Source organism: Clostridium sp. AM33-3 (assembly GCF_003480315.1).
Classification (GTDB): domain Bacteria; phylum Bacillota; class Clostridia; order Lachnospirales; family Lachnospiraceae; genus Brotaphodocola.
Genome location: NZ_QUIV01000001.1, coordinates 72,898 through 96,879, shown reverse-complemented (window position 1 = coordinate 96,879; position 23,982 = coordinate 72,898). Strand labels below are relative to the sequence as shown.

Genomic DNA, 23,982 nt, shown 5'->3' with positions numbered 1-23,982 from the left:
CGTTATAATCTATACATCAGCCTTCAAAGTATCAATATTGGCGGTGATGGATGCGATCTCCGTATTCAGAGACGCAATAGTCTCCTGCTTCTGCGCAATCTGGGATGCGTAGTCTTTGGTGATATTGGTTTTGGGTCGGTTTTTGCTGCCTTTCGTTCTGGGCATCGTGATAACCTCTTTCCTTTTATAGTTATTTAAGTGTTGTAGATTGTTGGGTTGAGGGCAAAGTGTTCAAACTTTTTTCAGATATTTCAAATAATATTATAATCATCCCACAACCGTGACTGCTTTCGAATATCGAAATTATCTTGTGTAATAATTCTACTCAGTTTTTTATAATTTCCAACTTCCTGTCCAACATAAACCGATTTCCATGTTCCATAGAACTGATCCCCCGTGATATCAATAATAATTCGATCATCGGTAATAAGCCATGCATGACTGGTCATTTCAGTTTCATAGTATCCATTTCTTTGACTTGTGTGAATCCTGTATTTTTCCCACAAATAAAAGCCAAGCAAATCACATGTGTCATCGCAACAACCACCTGGAAATCTATGCATCCGATCTCGGAAATCAAATTCTCCGTTTGTTTTCACTGCTACGATTGCTTCTCGAAAATGAAATGCAATCTGGTAAAGTTCATTTTCTCCCACAGTATTCCTCCCATAAATGTCTTTTTACGGTTGTGTAGAAGTACTTGGCTCAAGTCTAAAAGCACGATCCATAAAATCTAATATTGCTTCATAGAATTTCATCACATCAGCATATTCAATATATAACTGAGAGTCTTCTTCTCTATATCCAATATTAAATTTATCGCATTTCGGCTTGAGATCATCTTTAATTCGTCCACCATTATGCACAACCATATTTCGGCAATCACGAATCGTAGTAATATACTCCCAACTCTGATCAGCTTTGAATCCGCTGATACCGACCACATCTTTTAGATATTTCGCTGCACGTTCCAATCCTGCACCTTTTACATCCTTAAGTTCTATAGTAAACTGCCCTAAGTATTTATGTATTCGACATAGCGTATTAACTGCCTCTTCAAGTAAAGAAACCATCGTTAATAATAACGAATACTGTGTCAAAATATCCACCCTGCAGGCTTGAAGAGTCCCGCTCGTCATTGCCCAGCTTTCTGTTCTAAAATCGTCTTTTTCTCTTGCTTCTTGCGCCATATCTCTATACGCTTTTGTGACAAGATCAATCGCCATTTTATTATTATCAATTACACTTTTGAAAGGATAAAAATCACAGTGTGCAAGATATAACGCCATATCCCCGGCCTTATACATATCGTAGCCATCTATTGTCGGAAACAAAACATTGCCTTCGATGCTATTGTAATTTGGCATACTTTTTTATTCCTTTCCTTTATCTTTGTATCATTATCACATCTTAGCCGATTCTTAGATTGTTGCCTGCTGCTCACCACGGAGAGGTGTGTGATCTACGATAAGATGCTTCCCGAAAACGCAAGACAACTGTTGCAGCCATATTCCACTCTGGCGAACCTTCTTCTCGCTCTGAATGAGTATGATGAATCCATTACCAACTACTCCCACGTCCTGTGGCTGATGAAGGAAAACGGGTACACCGAAGATTCGTTTGCGTTTCATGAATTTACCGACAGGATCAATGAAGTCCGTCAACTGAAAGTCCAAGCGGCCGCTACTGAGTAAAAAAAAGCCGAGGCAGACTCTAGACATCCCTAATTAGGGTTATCTGAATGTCTACCTCGGCTTACTACGTTATTCGAGCAGCACCTGCAAGTAGTGTCAAAAGGTTTTGCTGACTCACACGTCCTGCGGTAAGTCAAGCCCGTTCCAAAATCAAGTACGCTTATCTTCTTCCTGGTCTTCAAATGCCAGACGGGGACCGGAATAAAACTGTGATGCAAAGTCATCCATATAAGCATAGGACTGTAACTGTCCATTCTTTACATACGCGATCGCATCACGGCCATTCACTGTTGCCCGGTTTCCCAAGAGAGTCTTTTTCCCCTGGGTCGTGTAAATCCCATAATCCATAACCATCCTCCCATCTACAACTTTCTTTTGTGTGTTCATATTATTTCCGTCTTGACAAGTTGCGTTTCTTGCGTTATTATAAACATGCAAGTTGCGTTTACAAGCACATTATACAGTTTAACTTGCGTCATGTCAAGCGCAACATAGAGAGATGACATGCACAACCAACGGAGGTTATATTATGAAATTCGGAGAAAAAGTCAGGGCAGCCCGCCTCGCTGCCAAATATTCACAGCGTCAACTCGCCGACATGACTGGTATTGCGCTGCGCACGATTCAAAATTACGAAAGCGGAGAACGTCTTCCCAAGCAGAAGGAAAACTACCAGCTCCTCGCTACAGCACTTAATGTAGATGTCGACACCCTCAAAGACGATGATGCAGACTTTGTGATCAAGGCGACCGAGAAATATGGCGCGCGTGGCAATGCCCAGGCAGAACGTCTGGTCAAAGAGGTATCTGGTCTTTATGCTGGCGGTGAACTTGCGGAAGAAGATATGGATGCGATGATGAAAGCCATTCAAGAGGCTTACTGGATAGCAAAAGAAAAGAACCGGAAATATGTACCGAAAAAGTACAGAAGCATCTCCGGTGATAGCTCCAATTCTTAAGCTTTCTTATAGAAAAGGGAGTGATTTTAACAATGATCAGTAAACAAGCCTCTATCCTACCACGCCGCCTGATTCGGCGCTATCACACCAATGATCCATTTGAAATCGCTGCTGCTCTCGACATTACTGTTATGGAACGCAGCGATTTCCAAAGGCAGAAAGGCGCATTTAAAGTCGTCCTGCACAACAGTTTCATTTTTATCAATGCAACGATGTCTAACGAAATGAAGCGCATCGTATGCGCTCATGAGTTAGGCCATGCCCTGCTCCACCGCTCTCTCGGTAAAACGCAGGAATGCCTTATGGAATTTGAACTTTTTAATATCACAAACTCCACAGAATACGAGGCAAATCTGTTCGCAGCCAATTTGCTTCTGGATGACCAATCCATAGAATCTCTTATTCAGGATGGTTTTGATGTCGTTCAGATTGCCCGCAGTCTTGGAACCAATGTCAACTTGCTGCTCCTTAAACTTCAGCAGATGAACAACGATAATCACCTGCACCTTCCTGATATGCCCAGCCGAAATTTTTTGGGTACGATTTCTGATGATGCAGGACATTTATAATAATCAATGAAGCCATTGCTTCTCTCATTGAAAAGCAGTAAATATAAAAAACTGGCGATGCCAGCAGAAAGGACTCACAAATGAAATACGTGCTTTATCGCTTTCCCAATGCTGTCCGTCACCCCGAAAATTCCGATCCCGAACTCTACGGTATTTTCAAATTTCCTGTCAAGGGTCAGGTCGTTGGTGTTGAGTTTGGCTCCAATAATGGAGAAGTGACAGACGAGCTCATCCATGATGTGAATGATGAACTTTCCGAAGCATACCCCAAATGTCAGGTAATGACCTATGCGCCTTCCGACGAGATGTACGGTCTGGAGGTTCTTACCAACGAAGCATTTGATTATGAAATGCAGGGGATCGTTGTGGACAAGAGCAAACCGGTCAACACGATCATCTATTTTGGTGTGAAAGAGATGGATGAATAATTTTTATCACCTGAAGGAACCTCACATCGTGAAACTGAGGCACATAATGTCAGGGATAATATGTTTCTTCGGAACATCCACAACAACCGGAACCTGTTGTTCAAGTCAATCATTTCGCTTATGAGAGGTGACCACTTATGCCATTTACAGAATCTGATATCAAAAACTACAGGTGCCATGCCGATGCTGTGATTGCTGAAATCTATCCATTATTAAAGAATGCGGTATCGCCTCATGCCGCCACTTACATGAAGAAAGACATGTTGCGTCTTAAGGAAAACGGTTTGGACGAGCGGATGACCCTGGAAGAAAATAAAACGTTCTTCCATGAAATAGCCCACATGCACTGTGATGCCGCAATTACTGCCCAGATCCGATACAGCAACAAGGCATACCGTGCCACGCTGACCAAGGAATCTATCTTGGAGAAATGCCGGATTTGTGATCTGGATGCACAGAGCATCGGCCAGATTCTGAAGACTGCCGGTTTCGATGCTGGAGGTGACCAACATGAATAAAGAAAAAGTCTATGTGAAGGTCGATTCCACATTCGACCCAACTGGCTATATGCAACCGACATCGATCACCTGGTCGGATGGACGTACCTTCCCCATCGAAACAGTACGCGACTTCCGCCCCGCCGGGACTGCCGATAACGGTTACTCTGGTGACTGCTTCACCGTACTCATCCAGGGGCAGGAAAAGCATCTGTTCTTTGAACACATCGACCCTCGCTTCAATGGACGGTTAGGTCGGTGGTTCGTGGAACGGGCGGCTCAATAAACAACAATATAACAAGAACGCTGTCAGAAAGGAGGAAATTGCACGATGCAGCGCACATTTCTTGCAATAGATCTTAAGTCGTACTATGCGAGTGCGGAATGCGCTGCTCGACACCTCGACCCGCTTACCACAAATCTGGTCGTGGCGGATTCCTCCCGCACTGAGAAAACCATCTGTCTCGCTGTGTCTCCTTCCCTGAAAGCCTATGGGATTCCGGGGCGCGCAAGACTATTTGAGGTCGTGCAGAAGGTCAAAGAGGTCAATGCGAATCGGTTAAGAGAAGCGGTACGATTAAGAAAAGCTGTGTACAAGGACGGTAACCCATCCTTCTCCTCTGCCTCCTATGATTCCTTATCCCTTGCCGCCGACCCGTCACTCGAACTCTCTTACCTTGTTGCACCACCCCGGATGGCATATTATGAAAAGGTGTCGCGGCAGATCTACGGCATCTATCTGAAATACATCGCACCAGAGGATATCGTGGTCTATTCCATCGATGAGGTGTTCATCGATGCCACCTCGTACCTCTCCCACTATCATATGACAGCACACGACCTTGCCATGACAATGATCCGGGAAGTGCTGTATACGACTGGCATCACAGCAACCGCTGGAATTGGGACAAACCTTTATCTCGCAAAGTTGGCAATGGACATCACCGCAAAACACGCCGCACCGGATAAGGACGGTGTCCGCATCGCAGAGCTGGATGAGAAATCTTTCCGTTATCTTCTCTGGGATCACAAGCCGCTCACAGACTTCTGGATGACTGGTCCCAGCACCGTCAAGCGACTAGAAAAGCACGGCATCCATACGATGGGCGAGCTGGCCTATTTCAGCACCGTCAATCAGGATATCTTATATAAGGAATTCGGTGTTGATGCTGAACTGCTAATCGACCATGCCTGGGGTCTGGAACCTTGCGGCATGAAAGAAATCAAAGCCTACAAACCCAGCACCAACAGTATCTCCGAGGGACAGGTGCTTTCCTGCCCTTACCCATACGAAAAAGCCAGAATCATTGTCATGGAGATGGCTGACAGCTTAGTATTACAATTAACAGATAAAGGACTGGTTACGGATAGCCTAACGTTGGATGTGGGCTATGACCGGGAAAACTGTGACAGCGGAAAGTACAAAGGTCCGGTACACATCGATCACTACGGCCGCACTGTTCCGAAAGGTGCTCATGGCAGCACAAAACTGGATAACCCGACCAATCTCGGTAGTATCCTGATCTCCGCCACAACGGAGCTATTTGAGAGAATAGCGGATAAAACCCTAACGGTAAGACGGATCACAATCGCCGCCAACCGTGTGGTCAAAGATGAGGGATTCTTCCAAGTCGACCTATTCACGGACACCACCAAGCTGGAAAAAGAGAAAAAGCTGCAGAATGCGATGCTGGGACTCAAGAAGAAGTTCGGAAAGAATGCCGTTCTGAAAGGAACCAACTATCTGGATGGTGCAACGATGAGGGAAAGAAATCAGCAGATAGGCGGCCATAAGGCTAAGTAAGGAGGGCGAACATGGACTACAAGAACACACCGGAAGGCAAAGCCGTCCAAAGTAAGTATGGCAAGATACTCCACGCTTCCCGCCCGGAGCCACCGCATAATCATCCCCGGATGCCGATGACAAATCGTGCTAAAATTTTCTCTCCGTTTGCCGCCTTACGAGGCTATGAGGATGAAATTGCTTCTGAAGGCAGAGATCACCTCAAAGGAAATAGAATCGAACTGTCTGAAGAAGATAAGGAAGCTCTAAGCCAAAAGATCAGCCAACTTCGGAAGGGACAAAAGGTCACAATTAAATATTTCACGGATGGCTACTATGAAGATATAGTCGGAGTGCTGGATGCTGTGGATGCGATAAGCAAAGAACTGCGAATTTACACAGGTTTTATAAATGATACCGGCAAAGAGCTGCCGACCATTATTGCATTTGAGGATATATTAGAGATTGGGGTGAATATGACTTGAACTACTACTTTTGCGACGTATGCCGCTACTGCTTCTCTACTGAGGAACTACCTGATCGTTGTCCTGACTGCGGAGCACAAACCTATAAAGAGAAGCCGGCGGTGCGCTTAGCGAGTAAAATGGAAATAGAGGAACTGCTCAGAATAGGGAAAGAAGATAAGGAGGACACACAAAATGAAAGCACATAAATATTGGTCACTCGGCGCACTTGCCTGCATGGCAGGGTGCTTCTACACAGGCTGCAAGAAGCTGATGCAAGCTCACAAGTATTTCGCTTGTGGCTCTCTGATCTGCATGGGCATGGCAATCTACTCTGGTCATAAAATCGCACCGAAGAAGAAAAAAGCTGAAAGACACGAACAATAAGAACACACGCCCTCGCCGTAACAAGCGAGGGCTTTTTTGAACTTCAGAAGTTCATTTTATTTCCGTCACAAACTATATACTTCCATCATGAGTCGTATCCCGACTTTCAGACCTTCCTCAAAAGCGGTCTTCTCCCATCCACAGCACACTGTCCCCTGCCAGTCCATGATCTTTTCCCATAGCGGAATCTTATCTCCAACATAGTCATCTACGAGCCTATTCATTCCATCCAGCCCCCGCAGCCACTCTTCCAGTTCTTTTTCCTTGGCCTTTGCTGCTTTCCCGGCAACTGTGTTTTTCTCTACTGGATTATTCTCCGTGTAATGTTCGTAGATCAGATCTAGCAGATTCTCCACCGGTGGGTAGAAGTCCGGTTCCGTTTTCTTAATACAATCCTCCAGCACTTCTTTCAATTTTTCTATAATGCTACCATCCTTCCCAACTGAGATTTATTTCCTCAGTTACGGCACATATTACCGCACACTTCTGTACATAGCAACCTATTTTTTGCGGTTTTGGGGATGCTTCATCTTCTCCTTCACTTCATCCGGCACATTGATCAATCCGAACCGATAAAACATCCCATAGATGTAGGTCACGCCTCGGATATCTCCCAGAGCTTTCGGGCGGTCTACCACTTCTTCTTTTATATTTCCCAGCGCCAGCAGCACTGAACTCCACGCCAGACTTTTACTCTTTTCCCGTCTGTCGATCCACAGCTCCTTCGTGTACTCGCCGTTCCTGCCTTTTTTTATTTCGTAAGTGAATGGCAACCCGGAGTAAGTTTTGAATTTCACACCGGCATAGGCCAAGACCACACCCCAAAAGTTATCTTCTGTCTGATCAGCCCTCCATCGCTTCATCGCTCTGTATCTCCGCTGCCGCTCTGCTCCAACACTGATTTTCTCTTTTTCTGTACTTGGGAAGTACACACCTTTCTGATAAGGCAGGTACGAGGTAACGGAGGCTTTGGAAAGCTGAAGAGTAGAGGATGTTGAGAGTATGGAGGTTTTGTAGTCTTGTGTTTCACGATATTCTTCAAAAGTTTCTCTCACCCTCTCTGCTACATCCGATTCATACACACCAGCTGTGATGAGGAGCTTCCGGACTTTGATAGGATTTAGGTTCAGAACATCGCCGATGGCCTGCAAGGACATCTCAGAATTATAAAGTGCCACAGCACTTTCCATCTGCTCTTTCAGATTTTTCCCGGCATCGTACTCCGGCTTCAGCTTCTTCCGACCGCTGCCGGGCTTTCTTGTTTTCTTCATTTTACTCATGTAGCTCCAGCGGCAGTCCATCCGGGTCGTGGAAGAAAGTCATTTTCTTGCCGGTATAATCATCCACACGGATTGGCTCACATTCAATTCCTACCTCTGCCAGTTCATTCACTGTCTGTTCCACGCTATCAACGTAGAACGCAAGGTGACGCAATCCACAGGCTTCCGGGCGGTTCACACGCTTCGGAGGATTTTCCTCAGCGAAAATCTCCAGCTCTATGTGTTCATTGATACGCAGATCCAGCTTCCAGTCTTTACGCTCCGGGCGATAGTTTTCTCGGATGACAGAGAATCCCAGCTTGTTCACATAGAAATCCTTTGCAGCTTCGTAATCAGATACAATGATTGCAATATGATGTATTTTTGATAAGTTCATTTTTTCTCCACTCCTTTTTATTTCCGTTACAAACTATATAACAATCTTCAAAATATACCGTGTGAACTCCTGGAGTTCAGTTTGTCCACACGGCGTAGGTTTTACTTCAGTTTTTCGAGAATCTCATCCGCACTCATGCCGCCGGCCAGCAGTTTCTTCAGCACAGCTTCGGCTTCCGTCTTTTTCGCCTCTTCAGCGGCTTTCTGATCCGCTTTGGTTTTCTTTGCTTCGAGTTTGGCTACTTCTTTCTCGGCGGACTTCAGTTCGCTACGCTTTTCTTTTAGAGTTGCCTTTAGGTCGTTGATGTTGGCGGTGATAGAAGCGATTTCATCGTTGAGGGTTGTGATTTGAGTTTGTTTTTCAGTAATTTGGGATGCGATATCAGATTTGGGGCGGTTCTTGCTTCCTTTGGTTCTGGGCATTGTTGTTACCTCCGAATTATGTAGTGCTTCTTCTGAAATGAAACATAATAGCCTTTATTATTCCTTATATTTCAACAATTCGTGTTCCGTGATTTCCTCTTTCACCTGGCATCAGCATTATTTGAATTTGCTCTGTATTATTAGTATTTATTGCAGCTTCAACTTCTGTTAAATTAGCTATCCTTGCAGACTCAAGTTCAACCCACACATTTAAGTTCTCAACTTTTATCCCTAGTATGGTCATACTAGCAATTTCTTTAAATTTCAAACAAGCATCAGAATCAAGGCTTTCAGATGATACTAAATGAAGATTAGCCTTCATGCTAAAATTTTCCCATGTAAATCCTTCTGAAATCTTCATAATACTGTTTGATAAAAACCAAATCAGTTCTATATCTTCGTTGGACAACTCCTGATCTGTCGGAAATTGAAGTCCAAACTGGTTTTCAATCATAAGTAACCTTTTAGCGACTTCAATATTATAATCTATACTATCATAATCCTCAGCAAATACCACACAATTTAACTCTGTATAGAATAAATCCTGATTTACCTCCGTCAAATGAACACGCAGTACATTTTTAGGAACTGCTACTTTCATAAAATTCAAAAACTTATGGATACTTTTCCATGATTTTCCTATAAATTTATATGTAAAATCAGTGACGTGAGTATCCATATGATACGTCAATTCCAAAACAAAATCAGATGCATACTCCACATTAGATATTTTTACAATATTCGCATCAGGATCTACTGGCTGCATTCTCATAATTGTATCATATTGATACGGACTACCATCTATTACAATTACAGCCTTCATGCCAACTGGCAACTCTTCTGGGGCTATCTTAAATGTACTTTTTCTCCATTCTTTTTGAAATTGATCTTGATATGGGTCGATTATATCGCCGATCATTTTCTGCATGTCAATCATTTCAATATTAATTGGAACTTGAGAAATTCTAGCTCTTCTCAATAGTTCTTGAAACGACATTCCCGCAGGCATTTGTACTTTTGCCTGCCCTTTTATGTGTTGTGGAAATCTTGTTTTCGCTTCTTCATTTACAGGTTCACTGTGTATGTCAGCTTTACCATTTCTCATATTCACAACGGCCTGATAGCCTTGGGGCAATACCTCACTTTGTTTTAATAAAACACTAGAGATTGAATCCAATGTTATTTTCAAATCGTCTGGGCTATCTTTAATGTGATTAATGGCAACTGCCGGATTTTCAATTTTAATATTTGAATCTTGATATATATTCCCATTTTTTATAGTATCCACTTGAATACTATTCTGTTTACTGCTTTTTGAGAAAAAATTTCTTATGGCATCAAGTATGTGCTTTACCATATTACTCTTACCTATTCCTCAACATCTTGTTTAATTGTACCTGTTACCGTTCCAGCTTTTATCATATTATTTTTCTTCACCTTTTCATCTTTGCTGTCAAGATTTTTCTGTTTATGCACATCCTGTATAATTTCTCCCACTTTATGAACTTCCACATAATTTTTCTTGTCTATTTCTTTTTGAAATTTTCTTCCAACAAAAAAAGAGCTAACTATTCCAGCGATGAAACTAATCAAAAATGCGCCGAGTGCAGTCGACGGATCAAATAGGTTTTGAAATTGTTGAACGATATCCATTAATTACTCCTCCGTCCTTAATTTTCCTCACATCTTCGCCAATCCTAAGATCGTTGCCTGCTGCTCACCACGAAGAGGTGTGTGATTATCAGAGCAGCGTATGGAGCTACCGCTCCCAGTATATCACAGATCAGAGAACAAGTCAGCCTTGTACACGCCTTTTTCTAACATTTTCTTAAAGCTGTCCTTTACGGCTGCGACATCCTCATGGTAGGTCATTCCGTACCATGTATCGTTGGTCTTCAGAACTTTTACATTCATCTTGCCTTCACTCAGTAATTCACCGATGAAGATTGGGATCAGATACTCTGCTTTCAGTGGGTTCTTAACTACTTCTTTCTCGAAGAACTCTTTGAAGCCCTCTTCCAACACATCCAAGAACTCTGGTGTCAGTCCCCACATATTCATAGAAACCAGAGAATTCGTGTCAATGGCCACACCGTCTGCCTCTGCTCCAGCTGCAGTCTTTACAATATTCTTAGTCTCCACAACCTCGGTCAAATTTCCCTGATCGTCCATCTTGCAGATGCCACGAGTCACACCACCATTATCGGACAGTGTGTTCTCCAGAACAAAGCCCGCCATGCAGGACTTTCCACCGTTTACCAGATAGTCATGGACAGCCTTGAAGCCCTCTTTGCCATAGTAATCGTCTGCATTGATCACAATGAACGGGGTATCAATCACATTCTTTGCCGCGAGCACAGCCTGACCGGTTCCCCAAGGTTTTGTACGACCTTCCGGAAGTTCTCCCGGAATATCGTTGATGTCCTGGAAAGCATAATCAACGGTCACATTGTGTTTTTCACAGATTGCTGCAATTCTGTCGCCAATAACCTCTTTGAACTCTTTCTCGATATCCTTCCGGATAATAAATACCACATGGTTGAAGCCTGCCTCAATTGCATCATGGATTGAGTAGTCCATGATGATATGGTTAGCATCATCGACCGGCTCCAACTGCTTGATTCCTGTTCCAAATCGGCTACCTATTCCGGCTGCCATGATAAGTAATGTTGTGTTCATGTTTTTCTTCCTCTTTATTCTATATTTTCGTTAGGTAGCGCCCGATTTTTATTCTTCCTATGATCCATGTAATCCCCGCTGAAATAATCAATACGATTAACCAAAAACATACCGCCTCTGTAAGTGAATTGACTTTCATAATACGAGCCACAATAAATCTAAGAGGAAAATGAATTATATATATGCCTAATGTTAGCCTTGCAAATTTTCGTATAAACTCTTCTACACGTTTACAAAGGTTTATTCTTAATAGTAAAGAAAAAAAGAGTACAACCCAAATAACATCTAAAATGGAGTCATAAAAATACTCTGCTTTAAGAATTTTCCCTTCTAGCAAAATGACTCTCGTTCCAACATAATAATGAAAAGCTAATACGATTCCGGTTACCACTACTGTCAAGATTAAATGCACATCAAAGTGTATTTTACTCTTTAGTCGAGAAGTTACTACTTCAATAAAACCGCCGAGAAGGAAATAAAATAACCATGTCCATACTCTAAACGTCTGTATTACATCTGCTTGCAAAGGATATGCAATAAAAAATGAAATAGTTTGAATAATAAAACACACTGTTCCAATTAAAAACAGTAAATTTTTTTGGCTCTTAGACGATTTTGAGCTCATCCATGGAAGTAAAACATATACAATAATTAGTGCTCCCAAATACCAAAAATGTCCCATTTCACCTTTCTGGAGGAAACTCTTGATTATATCTTGTGGTACATTTAACCATTCAACACTCAGTCTACCAATTGAATATACTTGAATCATACTTCTTAGAATATCAAAGATCAAGTTCCACAGTACAACTAACCTTATAATGTTAAATGCTTTTCTTAATGGATAATTCCAATAAATTCTTCCACGATTCAGTAGAAAAAAACCACTCGACATAAAGAAAAAAGGAATCGCAAATCCACAGAGGTAATATGCCAAAAGCGTTCCAATCGAACTCTCTCTAGGAAATGTGTGCAACCCTACAACAGCTATGCAGGCAACAATCCGAGCTAAATCAATATTAGTATTTCTCTGTCTGTCTGTCTGTCTGTCTGTCTGTCTGTCTGTCTGTCTGTCTGTCTGTCTGTCTGTCTGTCTGTCAAGATTGTCCCATTACGATCTTCCAATTTCAAGCCCTCACATCACTTTCCTTAATTTCGTGCAAATTCTTTTTCGCATCTATCCAGTACAGCAGCAATAACCTGATCCATATCGTAGTACTTATACTCACCAAGACGACCGCCGAAGATTACCTTTTCTTCTGCGTCTGCCAGCTTCTTATATTCAAAATATAGCAATCCATTTTTAGCATCATTAATTGGATAATACGGCTCATCACCCGGTTTCCACTCACTACTGTACTCACGGCTGATAATCGTCTTTGGCAGGTCGTTTCCATTTTCATCCTTACCGAACTCAAACCATTTGTGCTCAATGATACGGGTCCATGGAGTTTCACGGTCGGTATAGTTCACTGCAGCATTTCCCTGGAAGTTTGGCTTATCCAATGTTTCCGTTTCAAAGCGAACAGAACGGTATTCCAGCGTACCCAATTTATAATCAAAGTACGCATCAATCGGTCCAGTGTATACAACCTTATCAGCTAATGCATCTAACTCGACTTTGTTCTCCAGATAGTCCGTATTCAAACGCACCTCAATACCGTCCAGCAGATTGGCAATCATCCTGGTATAACCACCAACAGGAATACCCTGATAAAGTGCATTGAAGTAGTTGTTATCAAAGGTCAGACGAACCGGAAGACGCTTGATAATAAAAGCGGGCAGTTCCTTGCAATCGCGACCCCACTGCTTCTCAGTGTAGCCCTTAATGAGCTTCTCGTAGATGTCACGACCGACAAGAGAAATGGCCTGCTCTTCAAGATTCTGTGGCTCATCAGTAATCTCCTTACGCTGCTCTTCGATCTTGGCAGCAGCTTCTTCTGGCGTCACGACACCCCACATCTTGTTGAATGTGTACATGTTGAACGGCAGTGAGTACAACTCGCCCTTGTAATTGGCTACAGGTGAGTTCGTAAAGCGGTTGAACTCGGCAAACTGTGTAATGTAGTTCCAGACTTTTTTGTTGTTAGTATGAAAAATGTGAGCACCATACTTATGGACGTTGATGCCCTCAATATTCTCGGTGTAAATGTTGCCCGCGATGTTGGGGCGCTTATCCACTACCAAAACAGACTTACCATGTGCTTTTGCTTCGTGTGCAAAAATCGCTCCGTAAAGACCGGAGCCTACTACTAAATAATCGTACATCTTTTTCCCTTCCCTCACTTACTATGTTTAATCTTTTTAAACAATTGTTTTTCTATATCAATTACTAATGGTTCTTTAACAACGGTCAGAATACCAAAGTAAACGCCAAAAAACACAATAGCAGATATGCACAACATTATAAAACTGCCAAATGATGTCCGTTTTATAAAGCTGGATAATATACTAGCAACTGCTAAAGCTATCACTAAAGACCCATAATGCACGTTTTTAAATGCTTCCCTGACTTCATTTTTCAATGCGACATACTGGACTATCAATACTGCTGCCTCTGCGGTTAATGTTCCAATTGCTGCTCCTGCGGAAGCAAATCTTGGAATCAAAAGTGCATTCAGAATTACATCTACTATAACACCTGCAATCTCCGAATAAAGAACCGTCTTTTCTCGTCCTAAAGGTACCAACATCTGAATGCCCATAATATTAGTAAGTCCAATGAGTAGCAATGTAGGCATAATAATCTGCATCGGAACAATTGAGCCAGCATAGGCTGAACCTGACAAGAAGAAAATACCTTCTTTTGCAAATATAATAAAATACACCATCATCGGTGATGCCACTAAAAAGACAAAATTGATTGCCTTCTTTGTGATACGATAAAACTCCTCCATAAAATTATGCTCAACGTAATACGATGCTCGCGGCAATAATACTACCCCTAATGATGTAACAATGCTAACCAAAATTGATTTAATTTTCACAGCAGCATTATAATATCCAACATCCGCATCTGATGTCATAAATCCGAGCATCACTGTATCCAAGTGAGTATATATTGTCGTTGCACACGACATTGCGAAAAATACCGCAACCGCTTTAAAGTGCTGTTTAAAATTGTAGTTTCCTACCGGCTTAAGTGAAACATACTTATGTACATGAAAAAAGTTAAAAATATTAGAAGCTGATGCAGCTAAAATAGAGATTCCTCCATAGATAACATAGTCACTCTTCTGATGAATCAGCGCAAACATCGTTACTAAAGCAATAAACTTAAAAATAATAGATCTAATCGTTATATAGGTATACTGTTCTAACGCCTTATAGAGCCATTCCATTCCGATTGCGTTAAACAGAATTGTCAGGCTAACAATCAAAAACAATGATTTGTCCTGTTGCAGCCTTGGTACAAAGACAATCGCACCAAACAATGCTACATATGCAATTAAGCTCATCGTGAAATTGATGATGAAAAGTTCTTGAACAGTTTTTGTAAGCTTTTCCTTATTATCTCGAACTTTTGCACATGCACGAATTCCATAAGTCGGAATACCTAATTGCGCGAACATCGCAAAATATGATATCATCGAGGTTGCAAATGAAACCTTGCCAGTTCCCTCAGGCAATAGTATTCGGGATACATAAGGAAATGTGATTAATGGAAATATGAATTGCGACATTGTTAAAATCGCATTCATTATAAAATTCAGTTTTAAAGATTTTTGCTTCATGCCTAATCCTCTCGAAAACATTTTTTTAGCCATTTATCCTTATAAGCAGAAAATAGAACGCCCAAGATAAAACTAATGCACGTTGTGACAATGAAACTGTCCAACCCATATTTTTTCTCTCCATAGACGCATATATAGTACAACGTCCAAACCCATAAATGTAAGAAATACATAACTGTACTACATCTCCTACAAATCATGGATAATATATTGTGCCCAAAACTCATGTTTTTTACAACAGAGAATAGCGAGGTTGAGAGGCAGACAAAAGCAAGTGATTTAGCAAATCCATTTGTCAAGGTTGTAACAATCGCTCCCAAAATCAACAATACATATTTCTTTTCTTTGGTTTTTTCATCACATTTGGCTAATAACATTCCGATGCTTATATATCCGGCTCCCATAAAGATTCTGCCACGAGGACCAAGGATAACCCATAAAAACTTCGTTGGAATTCCAAGAAATGTGGGAAGTGAATCCTTGGCTACAACTAATTCTGTAAATAAGAATCCGAAAATCATCAATGCATTGCAAGCAATTACTATTTGAGAAAAACCAACACGTCTTTTCAATAGCATATAGATAAATAGAAGTCCATAAATGCAAGACAACAAATACCATAGCATGTACGAATTATAATGCTCTCCTACGAATAGAAGCCCTCTAATGAAATCTGCCACATTAAAAAGAATAGATGATCCGTTATTGCAGTAGTAATAAATGGCTAATGGACAATAAACCAACGTCCATATCAAATAAAGCTTCAATAGTTTTTTTAGATGCTGTAAAATATAGTAGTTATTTTGCCCCCCCCGAAATATTTCTTTCCTATTAAAAAACCGCTAGATAAAAAGAAAAACGGGTTTGCGACACCAACTACCGTATTGTATATACTAACAGTAGTCTTGTTATCGCAGCTATATAGGGGATTCGTATGTATTGCAACAACGCATATGGCCATTATAAGTTTAAATAAGTCAATCGAGTTATAATTATTGTTTGATCTCTCCATTTATTCTCCTCCAAAACATTTTACACTGGAACTTAATCATCTAACTAAGTATTCCCCAGTATCATTTTCACAGAAGAACAGTATGAGTAATACCATAAAACATATGTAGTTATATGGAAATGATGTTGTTATAAAATAATATAAAAAGATCAATAAAAAGCCAATTTTTTTACTATTACGAGTAATTATTGCTTCATGTATTGATTTGAGCATTGGTACAACATACACAAACGCAAGATAGATGCCACCTTGTGCGAGCACTCTAAAGATGGAATTCGAATACCCTATATCATTTAATCTAAAACTACTGTAATGTGCAATCACGTTGGTCATATTAAGATATCCCGAACCTAAAATAGGTTTTTCTAACCATGCTGCAAATCCCGCTTGATAATTATCCATTCGCGTACTATAAGAAGCTGTCGATGCCTTAAGTGTAAACGTGTTCTCAAAGTATGATGCAACCTGAGTTCCAATTCCAAAAAGAACCAGAACTAGTAATGCTCTAAAGAATAGACCTCTATTTGTTCCAGCCGGGTATCTAACAAATAAATAAAAAATCCAAATTAACCCTATGGCATAAACTCCAGTCATCGACATTGTTGAAAGCGCTGTTATACTAAATATGATACAGCGTTTAAAGGATGTACTTTTTGCTATAAATAACTCATATGCAAGCATCAAAGATAAAAGTAAAACATATTTAGGTCCTTCGTAAAAGAAACCCGTATTTCTCCAAATTCCAGATGCTCCAAAAATTTCTTCCTTCTGCATCTCATATTGAAGAAAGAAATATGACTGTTTCACTCTTGGGACATCACTTACATATATAGTTAATTCTTGCGATGGATTAAACACATGTAATATACTACCAAACAACCAAAAGAATAATGAAACTATCGCCACAAAATATAAGATTTTAGAGCAGCGCTGCATCACATCTCTTATATTTTCTTCAGTATTAAAAAACAGTAGCATTAGTGCAAGTGTAATTACAAGTTGAAACACATCCATTATATGTACTGAGTTAACCGCTACATTATATATAACAAGAAACGACAAATAGAATCCCATAAAGATTGTTCGGTTCTTACTTCCATATCTAACTACAGCACCATCCCTAAGCAATAGAACCATCAATGACCCCATTAAACACAGTGCCAATGCTAAACGAAAGTAACCACTTCCATGCATCCACTTCCAAACACTTTCACAATCAAGAATAATGCAAATTGCCACTATATTTTCAAACAGGGTCTTTGTTTTTATCTTCATGAGCCTGCTTCCTCCATAACTAAAATCATGGCTTTACGGTTGGACCGAGTCTACCACACACACCGTCCTTCCAGCCTTTCAATATCATTTTTATTGTCTGTATTTTTTTAGGATTGTATTTTATTGCGATAAGGATTTGCCGAACATTTTGTCTGACATATTTTATCGGCTCTCCGTCCCTTTTAAACATGTAAGTGAAATTTCTTGCCCGATAATATTCTTTCCAAGGGGCTTCTGTGCTTCCTTTTTTTGTTTTTCCTAATACTTTAAAGTATTTACGCTCCAAAACCGGATGATAGTAATTCGAATCAAAAACAGTTGCTACGAAAGCATTTGCTTTTAATGCTCTGTAATAGTAGTCCTGCTCATCACCTTTTATAAAGAAATCCTTATTAGGATAGCCTATCTTTTCAACAAGTTCTTTTGAAACTAAAGTTCCGTTAAATGGATTAATCGTTCCGACAATCAGATTATCTTTTTCTCTTTCAGCCGCAATCTGTTTGGTCTTTATTCCCCCATTAAGTCCAAAAGACAATATATCATCAGAACCACAAACGAGAGAATTTAAGAGTAAAAGCTTATTCGTAGAATACAATTCTTCTGCTCTTTTAACAAGAATCTCCATCATGTTTTTATCCGCGGGACGGCCATCATCATCCATTAAACAGATAAAATCATAGCCATCTTCATAAGCCATTTTTAACCCGGTATAGAACCCACCAGAGCCCCCTATATTTTCTTTTAAATAAACATATTTAATTACCTGATTATCGAGAATACCTTCCTCTTTCAATAATTGCTCAGTATTATCAGAGCTATGGTTGTCAATAATGTAATATCTATCCACAACATAGCTTTGTGACAGTATAGCCCTAATGTTTTTTACAAGTTCCTCTTTTCTATTATATGTAACGACAACGCCCGCAGTTTTCATATTTCATTCTCCTCGTAAAGTAAAGATTCCCATTTTTTACAAATTATATTCTCATCCAAAAATTGTTTTACTTTTTCGGCTTCAATGGATAGACGAGTTTCCAAGTCAACATTTTCGATTAAACGGATTATTGCCGCTGCCATAGCATTGCTATCACCAACCGGCACAAGTAATCCATTGACACCGTCCTGAATCATCATATGTGCGCCGCCGATCGGACAATCCGTGCAAACACATGGTAACCCAATCGCCATAGCCTCAAGCATTGAATTGGATAATCCCTCATAGTCAGATGAAGATAAAAACCCAGCGCAATCAAGTATACTTTCGTGAACCTTACTAGCAAAGCCTTCCATTATTATATACTTATCCGCTTGTTTTTTCTTGATATAATCCTTTATTTCAGTCTCAATCAATCCCGTACCATATATTCTCAATTTATACTCTGGATATTTAGAATGAACTTGTACGAAAGAATCAATCATCATTGGAAGATTCTTTTGTTTATCAATTCTACAAAACGTTACAAATTCTTTTCTTCTTATCCCTTCAAATCTCTTTGGTAAATTCGGGGTTATAGGATTTGGAATAACACATCCGTTCTTCTGTGCTCGCTTAGGAAAATAAGCTAATGCATCTGGTGTCTGATATACTGTTTTATACATATAGCCAAACACATGATCTCGGATTAACCGAAATATAGCATTATGCGGTTCTGTACGCGGATCAGTTCTCTCTGATCCAATCACTTTAATATTTAATCCAGTTGTATATATCCGAGCATATGTTGCCATTCTTGACATAAAAGCGTAGAGATAAGCCCCAGGATGTTGCCTTAAAATTTTCCTTGTTTTAATACAAGGTTCAATCATATCAATCTCTTTTTTTACATTGCAATGCAACCATATAAGATTGATTGCTTGATTAGGCGGATAATCAACTGGACTATCTCTCCAAACTATTATTGTCACTGGATAGCCTTTTTCTGCTAAATAATTAGCCAGGATACAAATTACCCTATGAGCTCCTCCCCAGCCCTTTCCGCCTAAGCTTCCAATCACGAAAAAAACTTCTTTATTCATCTTCTACTCCGTCGGTTCAAATAATAACTTTCCATATATTTTGCAGTTGCGTCCATATCAAATCCTGCATCAATCACATACTGCTGCATATTGGTATGTGCTTTCAGATTCTGTGCCATTTCAAGTGCTGCATTCGCCCACTTTTCTTCCCCATCACTCAACAGCAGTTTCCGGTAGATTGGTGTAATATCCGTTTCCGGCGGCAATCCTTCAGAGCAGACAATAGGAACACCCGCCGCCTGCGCTTCGATTGCAACAATACCCAGACCTTCAAACAAAGATGGAAAAACAAACACATCCATCGCTTGATAAATTCTGTTCATATCCTTTCTATTTCCAAGAAAATGCACACAATCTGAAAGGCCTTTTTCGACCACTTTGCTTTTTACTTTCTCTTCTAATGGCCCGGTGCCAACAAGAATCAATTCAGCGTCAGGCTTTTTCTTCTTGATTTCTTCAAAAACATCAATCAGGAAATCATGGTTTTTCTGAGGATGCAGGCGACCAACATGGCCGACAACAAATTTATCCTTTAACCCCAGTTCTTTCCTGATTTCATTTCTGGTATCCGCATTTGCAATAAAATTCTGCGAATCAATTGCATTTTTCAGCACCTGGAATGGTTTGTCTTTGAACAAATATCTTCCAGCTTCTTCAGAGCAAGCAAAAAGATCTGTTGCGTTTTTGGTAAACATTCGCTGCATGAACAGCTTCGGTAAATATTTTATATCGTGTACTGTCTCATTATTATGTGAATGAGCAATTCTGACGGGGATACCTGCTTTCTTTGCAGCTTTCAGGCAGAAATATCCAATCGTGTAGGCGTGACAATGAACAATTTTATATTCGTGATGCTGAGCAAAGAAAACTGCCAAATCTTTTTGAAATTTAGGAAGGTTCAAATCCTCCCGGAAAGACAGTTTGTAAACATGTCCACCCATTTTTTCAATTTCATCATCGTAAAACTGTTTTTCCTTATAAACGACCAAAAAATCAAACTGTACTTTCGTTCTGTCAATTTTCCGGTATATATTCATCAACAAAGCCTGCGTACCGCCAGCTTCCATTCGCTGCAAGATATGCAAAACTCTTATTGGCTCTCCCATGTATTCTTCCTCCACAAAATCTCAAAGAGATTTGATTTTTTGAATCAGTTTATTCGGCAGCACAGATTTCAACCGTGCTTTTGGCTGAAAGCCAACCTTTATATTCTCTATAAAGCCTGGTTCATCGATGCTCTTATAGAAAGTATCTCTAGTCACAGGCCTGTTGCTCGGCTGCACCAGATTATGCTGCTTCACCATGCCCTCTTCCAACGTTGCTTCTTCTACTTCTGCAAGAACTCGCATCATTTCAAAGAGCTTTTGACCTTTTTCGGTATTTACAAATACACTGGACACGCCCTTTGGAGAATTGAAGCTCGGATGGCTCTTTGCAATTCCCCAGAAATCACCCACTGTCAAATCTCCTACACGGCTCGTATTCGCATAAGCACACTTATAACAGCTCTCTCTATAGCAGTCGCCATCCATAAAATGTTTTCCATAGCGATCAAGGGAGAGTGTCTTTGTCTTTGTCTTTGTCTTTGTCTTTAGCAGGTATTGTGTTCCCCAACCTCTCTTGTCTTTGGAACGGAAGTTGAAATAAATTACTCTGCCAGCCGTCTGCTTGTTCTGGTATTCCAGATACTTTTTGAAGAACTTCGGCGAAGGCACACCGTGGCAAATCAGGTCAACTGTATATAGATTTTCTGGATTACCACCCAAAAAAGCATACAGACCTGCAATCTGGCAGGGAGTTCCTGTAAAAAGTACCGTTTTTCCCTCTGACAAACGCTGTTTGACCTTTGCGTAGCTATCTTTCGGGTCAGACTGAACATACTTAGAGGACTGTAGTTTCTCTCTTTCTGCTTCATCTGTCACTTCAATGTGGCTTACTGCCAGCTGCTCGTCATAGGCAGCACCATAAACCACACCGCCCATTTGCAACATAGTTTTCGCTGCACTATCCGCCGCACCGCCAGATGCAGAGCGCATAATATCCACATCATTTTTATTGCGCCACGCCCAAACTTTATATGGCTCATTCCGATGAAATTCCATATTTTCTACTGGACACTTTTTCAAGCACGCCTTGCACTCGATGCAGCTTTCTTCATCAACAGACGGATACCAAAATCCCTCTTTGTTTTCCACCATAGAGATACAGTGTTTTGGGCAGCTTTGCTCACAGCTTTTACATCCCACACATTTCTCTTTTATCCTCGATATGTTCTCCATTTTATTCCTCTAAATTTTTTCTCAGATACTCCTTCGCCACTTCTCTATGTGCTTTCAACTGCTCATCAACTTTCGCGTAATCAATCGCCTTTTCATTGATGTTTTCTGTATCTTCAATTTTCGTTGTCATCCGATTGGCCAGTCCCAGTCGCTTTAGCAAATCGCTCAACTTTTCTTCATTACCATAGCTGTTACCTACACTCTTGCGAATCAATGTTGTAAACGACCGATGTGTGATCACCGAGAAGATGCTGCCGTGGAAGGTATCGGTAATAACTTCTTCTGCATTTCTGAAATAGGCCAGAACCTCAAAGGGTGAGCAGTCCACGAATCGGTCTGCACATTTTTGGATACCACCAATTGCATATACCTTCAAATTCTTTTTCTTTGCATAAGCAGCAATCCAATCTGCCTCATCATTGGAAATACGACCTGCATACGCGTACAGAATCAAATACTTCTCATTCGTCTGAACCTGTGGGATTTTGTCGCAGCAGTTCATGTAATCATAGGTCAGAACCGGATCCAGATTGTACACTGGTTCTTTCCCAGTGAGCTGTTCTACAATAGTTCCTGAATTAGCATCTCGTACAGAAATCGCGTCAAACTTCTTCAACAAAGCTCCGACTTCATTGGCCTTTTCATACTTTTCCAGCTTTTCCAATGTGGTATTGCCGAAAGACGCTGCATAAGTGATAAGTTTCTTCGCATGGTTATTTTTCCCAAACAATTCTGGCGAATAGCCCACATTGGAATTTTTTTGAATACAGTTAAAAACCTCGTCACTGCCAATCACAAGACAATCCACTGTCGGATTGTAGTTCATTTCGTCTGCAATTCCCAAAAGCGGCATATACTTTCGCGCAAAGGACTGTTTATATCGGATGAACGATAATTTGTGTGCAAGAGGAGCCCTATACCGAAAGGTTTCCAGCCCCTTTTCTATCTTTCGGACAACCTTGTTTTTGCTATTTGCATTTTCTGCAATTACTGGAGCACCTACATGGTAGTCCACAAATTCTACATTACAGCCAACTTCCTCAATTAGCTGCTTCAATGCATATGCCTGCAAAAACGAACCGTAGTTTGCAATGCGCTGCATCGACATGATTCCAACTTTTCTCATCCATCCATCCTCAATACAATTCTTTTACAAGTTTTTCGAGCTCTTCATTGAACTTTGCATTATTACTACTCATACCATGCCCCATGCCGGCAACAATCTGATCATAGTTCGTTATGATATCTCCCAGTGTATTAATGTCCTCCACCGGAATAATCGTTCCCATTCTCTGCGCCACATTCCTTGCGAACTCAACTTGATGGTCATTCACATGCTCATTGAACTGATGCTGACGTGGCACAACAATAGGAGTCTTACCTATCTGTAGTGGCATAATAAAACTTGCCGGGCCACCGTGAGTGATTACAATACGGGCGTCGGCCACATTTTTTACCATCTGCTGATATGGAATCAACTTACTCCACTGACAGTATTTCGGCTCGTATGTACTAAAGCCAGTCTGGATAATTACATCTTCGTTTATAATGCCATCTTTCTTTAATTCATCTATTTTCTGAATCAGCCGATTAAATGGCTGCTCATGTGTTCCTACCGTCACAAAAATCATTTTCTCGTCCCCTACTTAGAATATGCTTCCAAGGTTAACCGCCTTTGGATAAACCTTTTTCTGCTCTTCCCACTGCACAACAAACTTGTCCACAATGGGGTAAACCATCTTTCCTGTCATTGTCGGTTTATCAATTCGATCAAAAACCTCGATGTAGACCAACTTTGCGCCCATCATTTTACCAATATAAAAAAACGGGACTGCAACTGCTGCACCGCAGGAAATAATCAAGTCTGGCTTTTCCTTACGTAACACATTCCATGCAATCTTGGTATTCTTAATAAGAGCCTTTAGACTCCGGTTTGTCGGATAATAACAAGGATACATTTTTTCACCTTCAAGTAGACTTCTTGCATCCTCTTTATCAAATGTAACCCAAAAATGATTCTTATCTTTCCAAAACGGCTTTAACATATAAAGGTGGGTTAAATGACCGCCAGATGAACCCACCAAGCATACTTTTATATTTTTATTATCTTTCATCTGACACTCTCCTCT

31 protein-coding genes are annotated in these 23,982 nt (G+C 40.6%); 9 read left to right on the top strand and 22 right to left on the bottom strand.

Features of this window, described 5'->3' with window-relative positions; translation table 11 throughout:
* Positions 1-9 precede the first annotated feature (9 nt).
* The 3 genes from DW819_RS15505 to DW819_RS00495 all read right to left on the bottom strand — a co-directional run bounded on the left by DW819_RS15505 (position 10) and on the right by DW819_RS00495 (position 1,367).
* Positions 10-165: a hypothetical protein gene (locus DW819_RS15505; RefSeq protein ID WP_182426174.1), complete on the bottom strand. Its 156-nt coding sequence runs from the start codon at positions 163-165 to the stop codon at positions 10-12.
* Positions 166-251: 86 nt separating this feature from the next.
* Positions 252-656 (bottom strand): hypothetical protein, encoded by a 405-nt coding sequence (locus tag DW819_RS00500; protein ID WP_118731588.1) that lies wholly within the window; start codon positions 654-656, stop codon positions 252-254.
* A gap of 24 nt (positions 657-680) precedes the next feature.
* Positions 681-1,367, bottom strand: a complete 687-nt coding sequence (locus DW819_RS00495; RefSeq protein ID WP_118731587.1) for a hypothetical protein — start codon at positions 1,365-1,367, stop codon at positions 681-683.
* Between the two features lie 90 nt (positions 1,368-1,457).
* On the opposite strand from DW819_RS00495, the gene DW819_RS00490 reads away from it, so the two are divergent.
* On the top strand, positions 1,458-1,694 hold the full coding sequence (locus DW819_RS00490) for a hypothetical protein (RefSeq protein ID WP_118731586.1): 237 nt from the start codon (positions 1,458-1,460) through the stop codon (positions 1,692-1,694).
* A 150-nt stretch (positions 1,695-1,844) separates the two neighbouring features.
* Here the strand turns inward: DW819_RS00490 and DW819_RS00485 are convergent, their stop codons facing one another.
* On the bottom strand, positions 1,845-2,042 hold the full coding sequence (locus tag DW819_RS00485) for a hypothetical protein (RefSeq protein ID WP_118731585.1): 198 nt from the start codon (positions 2,040-2,042) through the stop codon (positions 1,845-1,847).
* 181 nt (positions 2,043-2,223) lie between these two features.
* Here DW819_RS00485 and DW819_RS00480 point away from each other — a divergent pair, with 181 nt between their 5' ends.
* The 8 genes from DW819_RS00480 to DW819_RS00445 all read left to right on the top strand — a co-directional run bounded on the left by DW819_RS00480 (position 2,224) and on the right by DW819_RS00445 (position 6,780).
* The gene (locus DW819_RS00480; RefSeq protein WP_118731584.1) at positions 2,224-2,652 is read left to right on the top strand and encodes a helix-turn-helix transcriptional regulator; all 429 of its coding nucleotides are present in this window, start codon (positions 2,224-2,226) and stop codon (positions 2,650-2,652) included.
* Positions 2,653-2,684: 32 nt separating this feature from the next.
* On the top strand, positions 2,685-3,221 hold the full coding sequence (locus tag DW819_RS00475) for an ImmA/IrrE family metallo-endopeptidase (protein ID WP_118731583.1): 537 nt from the start codon (positions 2,685-2,687) through the stop codon (positions 3,219-3,221).
* Positions 3,222-3,301: 80 nt separating this feature from the next.
* The gene (locus DW819_RS00470; protein ID WP_118731582.1) at positions 3,302-3,649 is read left to right on the top strand and encodes a hypothetical protein; all 348 of its coding nucleotides are present in this window, start codon (positions 3,302-3,304) and stop codon (positions 3,647-3,649) included.
* A 137-nt stretch (positions 3,650-3,786) separates the two neighbouring features.
* Positions 3,787-4,167: a hypothetical protein gene (locus DW819_RS00465; RefSeq protein WP_118731581.1), complete on the top strand. Its 381-nt coding sequence runs from the start codon at positions 3,787-3,789 to the stop codon at positions 4,165-4,167.
* The gene (locus tag DW819_RS00460; protein ID WP_243025451.1) at positions 4,160-4,432 is read left to right on the top strand and encodes a hypothetical protein; all 273 of its coding nucleotides are present in this window, start codon (positions 4,160-4,162) and stop codon (positions 4,430-4,432) included. The genes DW819_RS00465 and DW819_RS00460 overlap by 8 nt, the downstream gene beginning before the upstream one ends.
* Positions 4,433-4,477: 45 nt before the next feature.
* On the top strand, positions 4,478-5,950 hold the full coding sequence (locus DW819_RS00455; protein ID WP_118731579.1) for a DNA methylase: 1,473 nt from the start codon (positions 4,478-4,480) through the stop codon (positions 5,948-5,950).
* Positions 5,951-5,961: 11 nt separating this feature from the next.
* Entirely contained in the window at positions 5,962-6,414 is a 453-nt protein-coding gene (locus DW819_RS00450; RefSeq protein WP_118731578.1) for a YolD-like family protein, read from the top strand.
* Between the two features lie 174 nt (positions 6,415-6,588).
* A complete protein-coding gene (locus DW819_RS00445) occupies positions 6,589-6,780 on the top strand; it encodes a DUF6219 family protein (protein WP_118731577.1) in 192 nt (63 codons plus the stop codon).
* A gap of 65 nt (positions 6,781-6,845) precedes the next feature.
* Here the strand turns inward: DW819_RS00445 and DW819_RS00440 are convergent, their stop codons facing one another.
* From DW819_RS00440 to pssD, 18 genes are all read right to left on the bottom strand, one after another.
* A complete protein-coding gene (locus tag DW819_RS00440) occupies positions 6,846-7,184 on the bottom strand; it encodes a hypothetical protein (protein WP_147353150.1) in 339 nt (112 codons plus the stop codon).
* Positions 7,185-7,280: 96 nt separating this feature from the next.
* Entirely contained in the window at positions 7,281-8,051 is a 771-nt protein-coding gene (locus DW819_RS15845) for a hypothetical protein (protein ID WP_243025448.1), read from the bottom strand.
* A gap of 1 nt (position 8,052) precedes the next feature.
* Complete coding sequence (locus DW819_RS00430) at positions 8,053-8,436, bottom strand: VOC family protein (RefSeq protein ID WP_118731575.1); 384 nt, start codon at positions 8,434-8,436, stop codon at positions 8,053-8,055.
* Positions 8,437-8,537: 101 nt separating this feature from the next.
* The gene (locus DW819_RS00425) at positions 8,538-8,858 is read right to left on the bottom strand and encodes a hypothetical protein (protein ID WP_118572654.1); all 321 of its coding nucleotides are present in this window, start codon (positions 8,856-8,858) and stop codon (positions 8,538-8,540) included.
* Between the two features lie 64 nt (positions 8,859-8,922).
* A complete protein-coding gene (locus DW819_RS00420; RefSeq protein WP_118731574.1) occupies positions 8,923-10,215 on the bottom strand; it encodes an abortive infection system toxin AbiGii family protein in 1,293 nt (430 codons plus the stop codon).
* An 11-nt stretch (positions 10,216-10,226) separates the two neighbouring features.
* Positions 10,227-10,511 (bottom strand): hypothetical protein, encoded by a 285-nt coding sequence (locus DW819_RS00415; protein WP_118572652.1) that lies wholly within the window; start codon positions 10,509-10,511, stop codon positions 10,227-10,229.
* A 123-nt stretch (positions 10,512-10,634) separates the two neighbouring features.
* Positions 10,635-11,537 carry a sugar phosphate nucleotidyltransferase gene (locus tag DW819_RS00410; protein WP_118572651.1) on the bottom strand — a complete coding sequence of 301 codons (903 nt, stop codon included), beginning with the start codon at positions 11,535-11,537 and terminating at the stop codon, positions 10,635-10,637.
* Between the two features lie 19 nt (positions 11,538-11,556).
* Positions 11,557-12,555 (bottom strand): acyltransferase, encoded by a 999-nt coding sequence (locus tag DW819_RS00405; protein WP_118731573.1) that lies wholly within the window; start codon positions 12,553-12,555, stop codon positions 11,557-11,559.
* Positions 12,556-12,686: 131 nt separating this feature from the next.
* Entirely contained in the window at positions 12,687-13,805 is a 1,119-nt protein-coding gene (gene glf, locus DW819_RS00395) for a UDP-galactopyranose mutase (protein WP_118731572.1), read from the bottom strand.
* A gap of 14 nt (positions 13,806-13,819) precedes the next feature.
* Positions 13,820-15,304 (bottom strand): flippase, encoded by a 1,485-nt coding sequence (locus DW819_RS00390; protein ID WP_347560144.1) that lies wholly within the window; start codon positions 15,302-15,304, stop codon positions 13,820-13,822.
* Between the two features lie 1,015 nt (positions 15,305-16,319).
* A complete protein-coding gene (locus DW819_RS00375; protein ID WP_118572645.1) occupies positions 16,320-17,558 on the bottom strand; it encodes an O-antigen ligase family protein in 1,239 nt (412 codons plus the stop codon).
* 25 nt (positions 17,559-17,583) lie between these two features.
* Entirely contained in the window at positions 17,584-18,492 is a 909-nt protein-coding gene (locus DW819_RS00370; protein WP_118572644.1) for a glycosyltransferase, read from the bottom strand.
* On the bottom strand, positions 18,489-19,574 hold the full coding sequence (locus tag DW819_RS00365) for a glycosyltransferase (protein ID WP_118731569.1): 1,086 nt from the start codon (positions 19,572-19,574) through the stop codon (positions 18,489-18,491). The genes DW819_RS00370 and DW819_RS00365 overlap by 4 nt, the downstream gene beginning before the upstream one ends.
* Positions 19,571-20,680, bottom strand: coding sequence for a glycosyltransferase family 1 protein (locus DW819_RS00360; protein ID WP_118731568.1), 1,110 nt, complete (start codon positions 20,678-20,680; stop codon positions 19,571-19,573). The genes DW819_RS00365 and DW819_RS00360 overlap by 4 nt, the downstream gene beginning before the upstream one ends.
* Positions 20,681-20,701: 21 nt before the next feature.
* Entirely contained in the window at positions 20,702-21,853 is a 1,152-nt protein-coding gene (locus DW819_RS00355) for a Coenzyme F420 hydrogenase/dehydrogenase, beta subunit C-terminal domain (RefSeq protein ID WP_118731567.1), read from the bottom strand.
* A 1-nt stretch (position 21,854) separates the two neighbouring features.
* Positions 21,855-22,979, bottom strand: coding sequence for a polysaccharide pyruvyl transferase family protein (locus DW819_RS00350; protein WP_118731566.1), 1,125 nt, complete (start codon positions 22,977-22,979; stop codon positions 21,855-21,857).
* A 10-nt stretch (positions 22,980-22,989) separates the two neighbouring features.
* Positions 22,990-23,484 carry a glycosyltransferase gene (locus DW819_RS00345; RefSeq protein WP_117539679.1) on the bottom strand — a complete coding sequence of 165 codons (495 nt, stop codon included), beginning with the start codon at positions 23,482-23,484 and terminating at the stop codon, positions 22,990-22,992.
* 15 nt (positions 23,485-23,499) lie between these two features.
* Positions 23,500-23,967, bottom strand: a complete 468-nt coding sequence (gene pssD, locus DW819_RS00340) for a PssD/Cps14F family polysaccharide biosynthesis glycosyltransferase (protein ID WP_118731565.1) — start codon at positions 23,965-23,967, stop codon at positions 23,500-23,502.
* Between the last annotated feature and the right edge of the window lie 15 nt (positions 23,968-23,982).

Excerpts from the sequence above, each read along its gene's own strand:
- DW819_RS00375 (WP_118572645.1), bottom strand. The coding sequence starts at position 17,558 with ATGAAGATAAAAACAAAGACCCTGTTTGAAAATATAGTGGCAATTTGC.
- DW819_RS00350 (WP_118731566.1), bottom strand. The coding sequence starts at position 22,979 with ATGAGAAAAGTTGGAATCATGTCGATGCAGCGCATTGCAAACTACGGT.
- DW819_RS00445 (WP_118731577.1), top strand. The coding sequence starts at position 6,589 with ATGAAAGCACATAAATATTGGTCACTCGGCGCACTTGCCTGCATGGCA.
- DW819_RS00460 (WP_243025451.1), top strand. The coding sequence starts at position 4,160 with ATGAATAAAGAAAAAGTCTATGTGAAGGTCGATTCCACATTCGACCCA.
- DW819_RS00470 (WP_118731582.1), top strand. The coding sequence starts at position 3,302 with ATGAAATACGTGCTTTATCGCTTTCCCAATGCTGTCCGTCACCCCGAA.
- DW819_RS00410 (WP_118572651.1), bottom strand. The coding sequence starts at position 11,537 with ATGAACACAACATTACTTATCATGGCAGCCGGAATAGGTAGCCGATTT.
- DW819_RS00465 (WP_118731581.1), top strand. The coding sequence starts at position 3,787 with ATGCCATTTACAGAATCTGATATCAAAAACTACAGGTGCCATGCCGAT.
- DW819_RS15505 (WP_182426174.1), bottom strand. The coding sequence starts at position 165 with ATGCCCAGAACGAAAGGCAGCAAAAACCGACCCAAAACCAATATCACC.
- DW819_RS00495 (WP_118731587.1), bottom strand. The coding sequence starts at position 1,367 with ATGCCAAATTACAATAGCATCGAAGGCAATGTTTTGTTTCCGACAATA.
- DW819_RS00455 (WP_118731579.1), top strand. The coding sequence starts at position 4,478 with ATGCAGCGCACATTTCTTGCAATAGATCTTAAGTCGTACTATGCGAGT.
- DW819_RS00425 (WP_118572654.1), bottom strand. The coding sequence starts at position 8,858 with ATGCCCAGAACCAAAGGAAGCAAGAACCGCCCCAAATCTGATATCGCA.
- DW819_RS00450 (WP_118731578.1), top strand. The coding sequence starts at position 5,962 with ATGGACTACAAGAACACACCGGAAGGCAAAGCCGTCCAAAGTAAGTAT.
- DW819_RS00475 (WP_118731583.1), top strand. The coding sequence starts at position 2,685 with ATGATCAGTAAACAAGCCTCTATCCTACCACGCCGCCTGATTCGGCGC.
- DW819_RS00430 (WP_118731575.1), bottom strand. The coding sequence starts at position 8,436 with ATGAACTTATCAAAAATACATCATATTGCAATCATTGTATCTGATTAC.
- DW819_RS00355 (WP_118731567.1), bottom strand. The coding sequence starts at position 21,853 with ATGGAGAACATATCGAGGATAAAAGAGAAATGTGTGGGATGTAAAAGC.
- DW819_RS00485 (WP_118731585.1), bottom strand. The coding sequence starts at position 2,042 with ATGGATTATGGGATTTACACGACCCAGGGGAAAAAGACTCTCTTGGGA.
- DW819_RS15845 (WP_243025448.1), bottom strand. The coding sequence starts at position 8,051 with ATGAAGAAAACAAGAAAGCCCGGCAGCGGTCGGAAGAAGCTGAAGCCG.
- DW819_RS00370 (WP_118572644.1), bottom strand. The coding sequence starts at position 18,492 with ATGAAAACTGCGGGCGTTGTCGTTACATATAATAGAAAAGAGGAACTT.
- DW819_RS00345 (WP_117539679.1), bottom strand. The coding sequence starts at position 23,484 with ATGATTTTTGTGACGGTAGGAACACATGAGCAGCCATTTAATCGGCTG.
- DW819_RS00390 (WP_347560144.1), bottom strand. The coding sequence starts at position 15,304 with ATGGCTAAAAAAATGTTTTCGAGAGGATTAGGCATGAAGCAAAAATCT.
- pssD (WP_118731565.1), bottom strand. The coding sequence starts at position 23,967 with ATGAAAGATAATAAAAATATAAAAGTATGCTTGGTGGGTTCATCTGGC.
- DW819_RS00365 (WP_118731569.1), bottom strand. The coding sequence starts at position 19,574 with ATGAATAAAGAAGTTTTTTTCGTGATTGGAAGCTTAGGCGGAAAGGGC.
- DW819_RS00360 (WP_118731568.1), bottom strand. The coding sequence starts at position 20,680 with ATGGGAGAGCCAATAAGAGTTTTGCATATCTTGCAGCGAATGGAAGCT.
- DW819_RS00415 (WP_118572652.1), bottom strand. The coding sequence starts at position 10,511 with ATGGATATCGTTCAACAATTTCAAAACCTATTTGATCCGTCGACTGCA.
- DW819_RS00420 (WP_118731574.1), bottom strand. The coding sequence starts at position 10,215 with ATGGTAAAGCACATACTTGATGCCATAAGAAATTTTTTCTCAAAAAGC.
- DW819_RS00480 (WP_118731584.1), top strand. The coding sequence starts at position 2,224 with ATGAAATTCGGAGAAAAAGTCAGGGCAGCCCGCCTCGCTGCCAAATAT.
- glf (WP_118731572.1), bottom strand. The coding sequence starts at position 13,805 with ATGTACGATTATTTAGTAGTAGGCTCCGGTCTTTACGGAGCGATTTTT.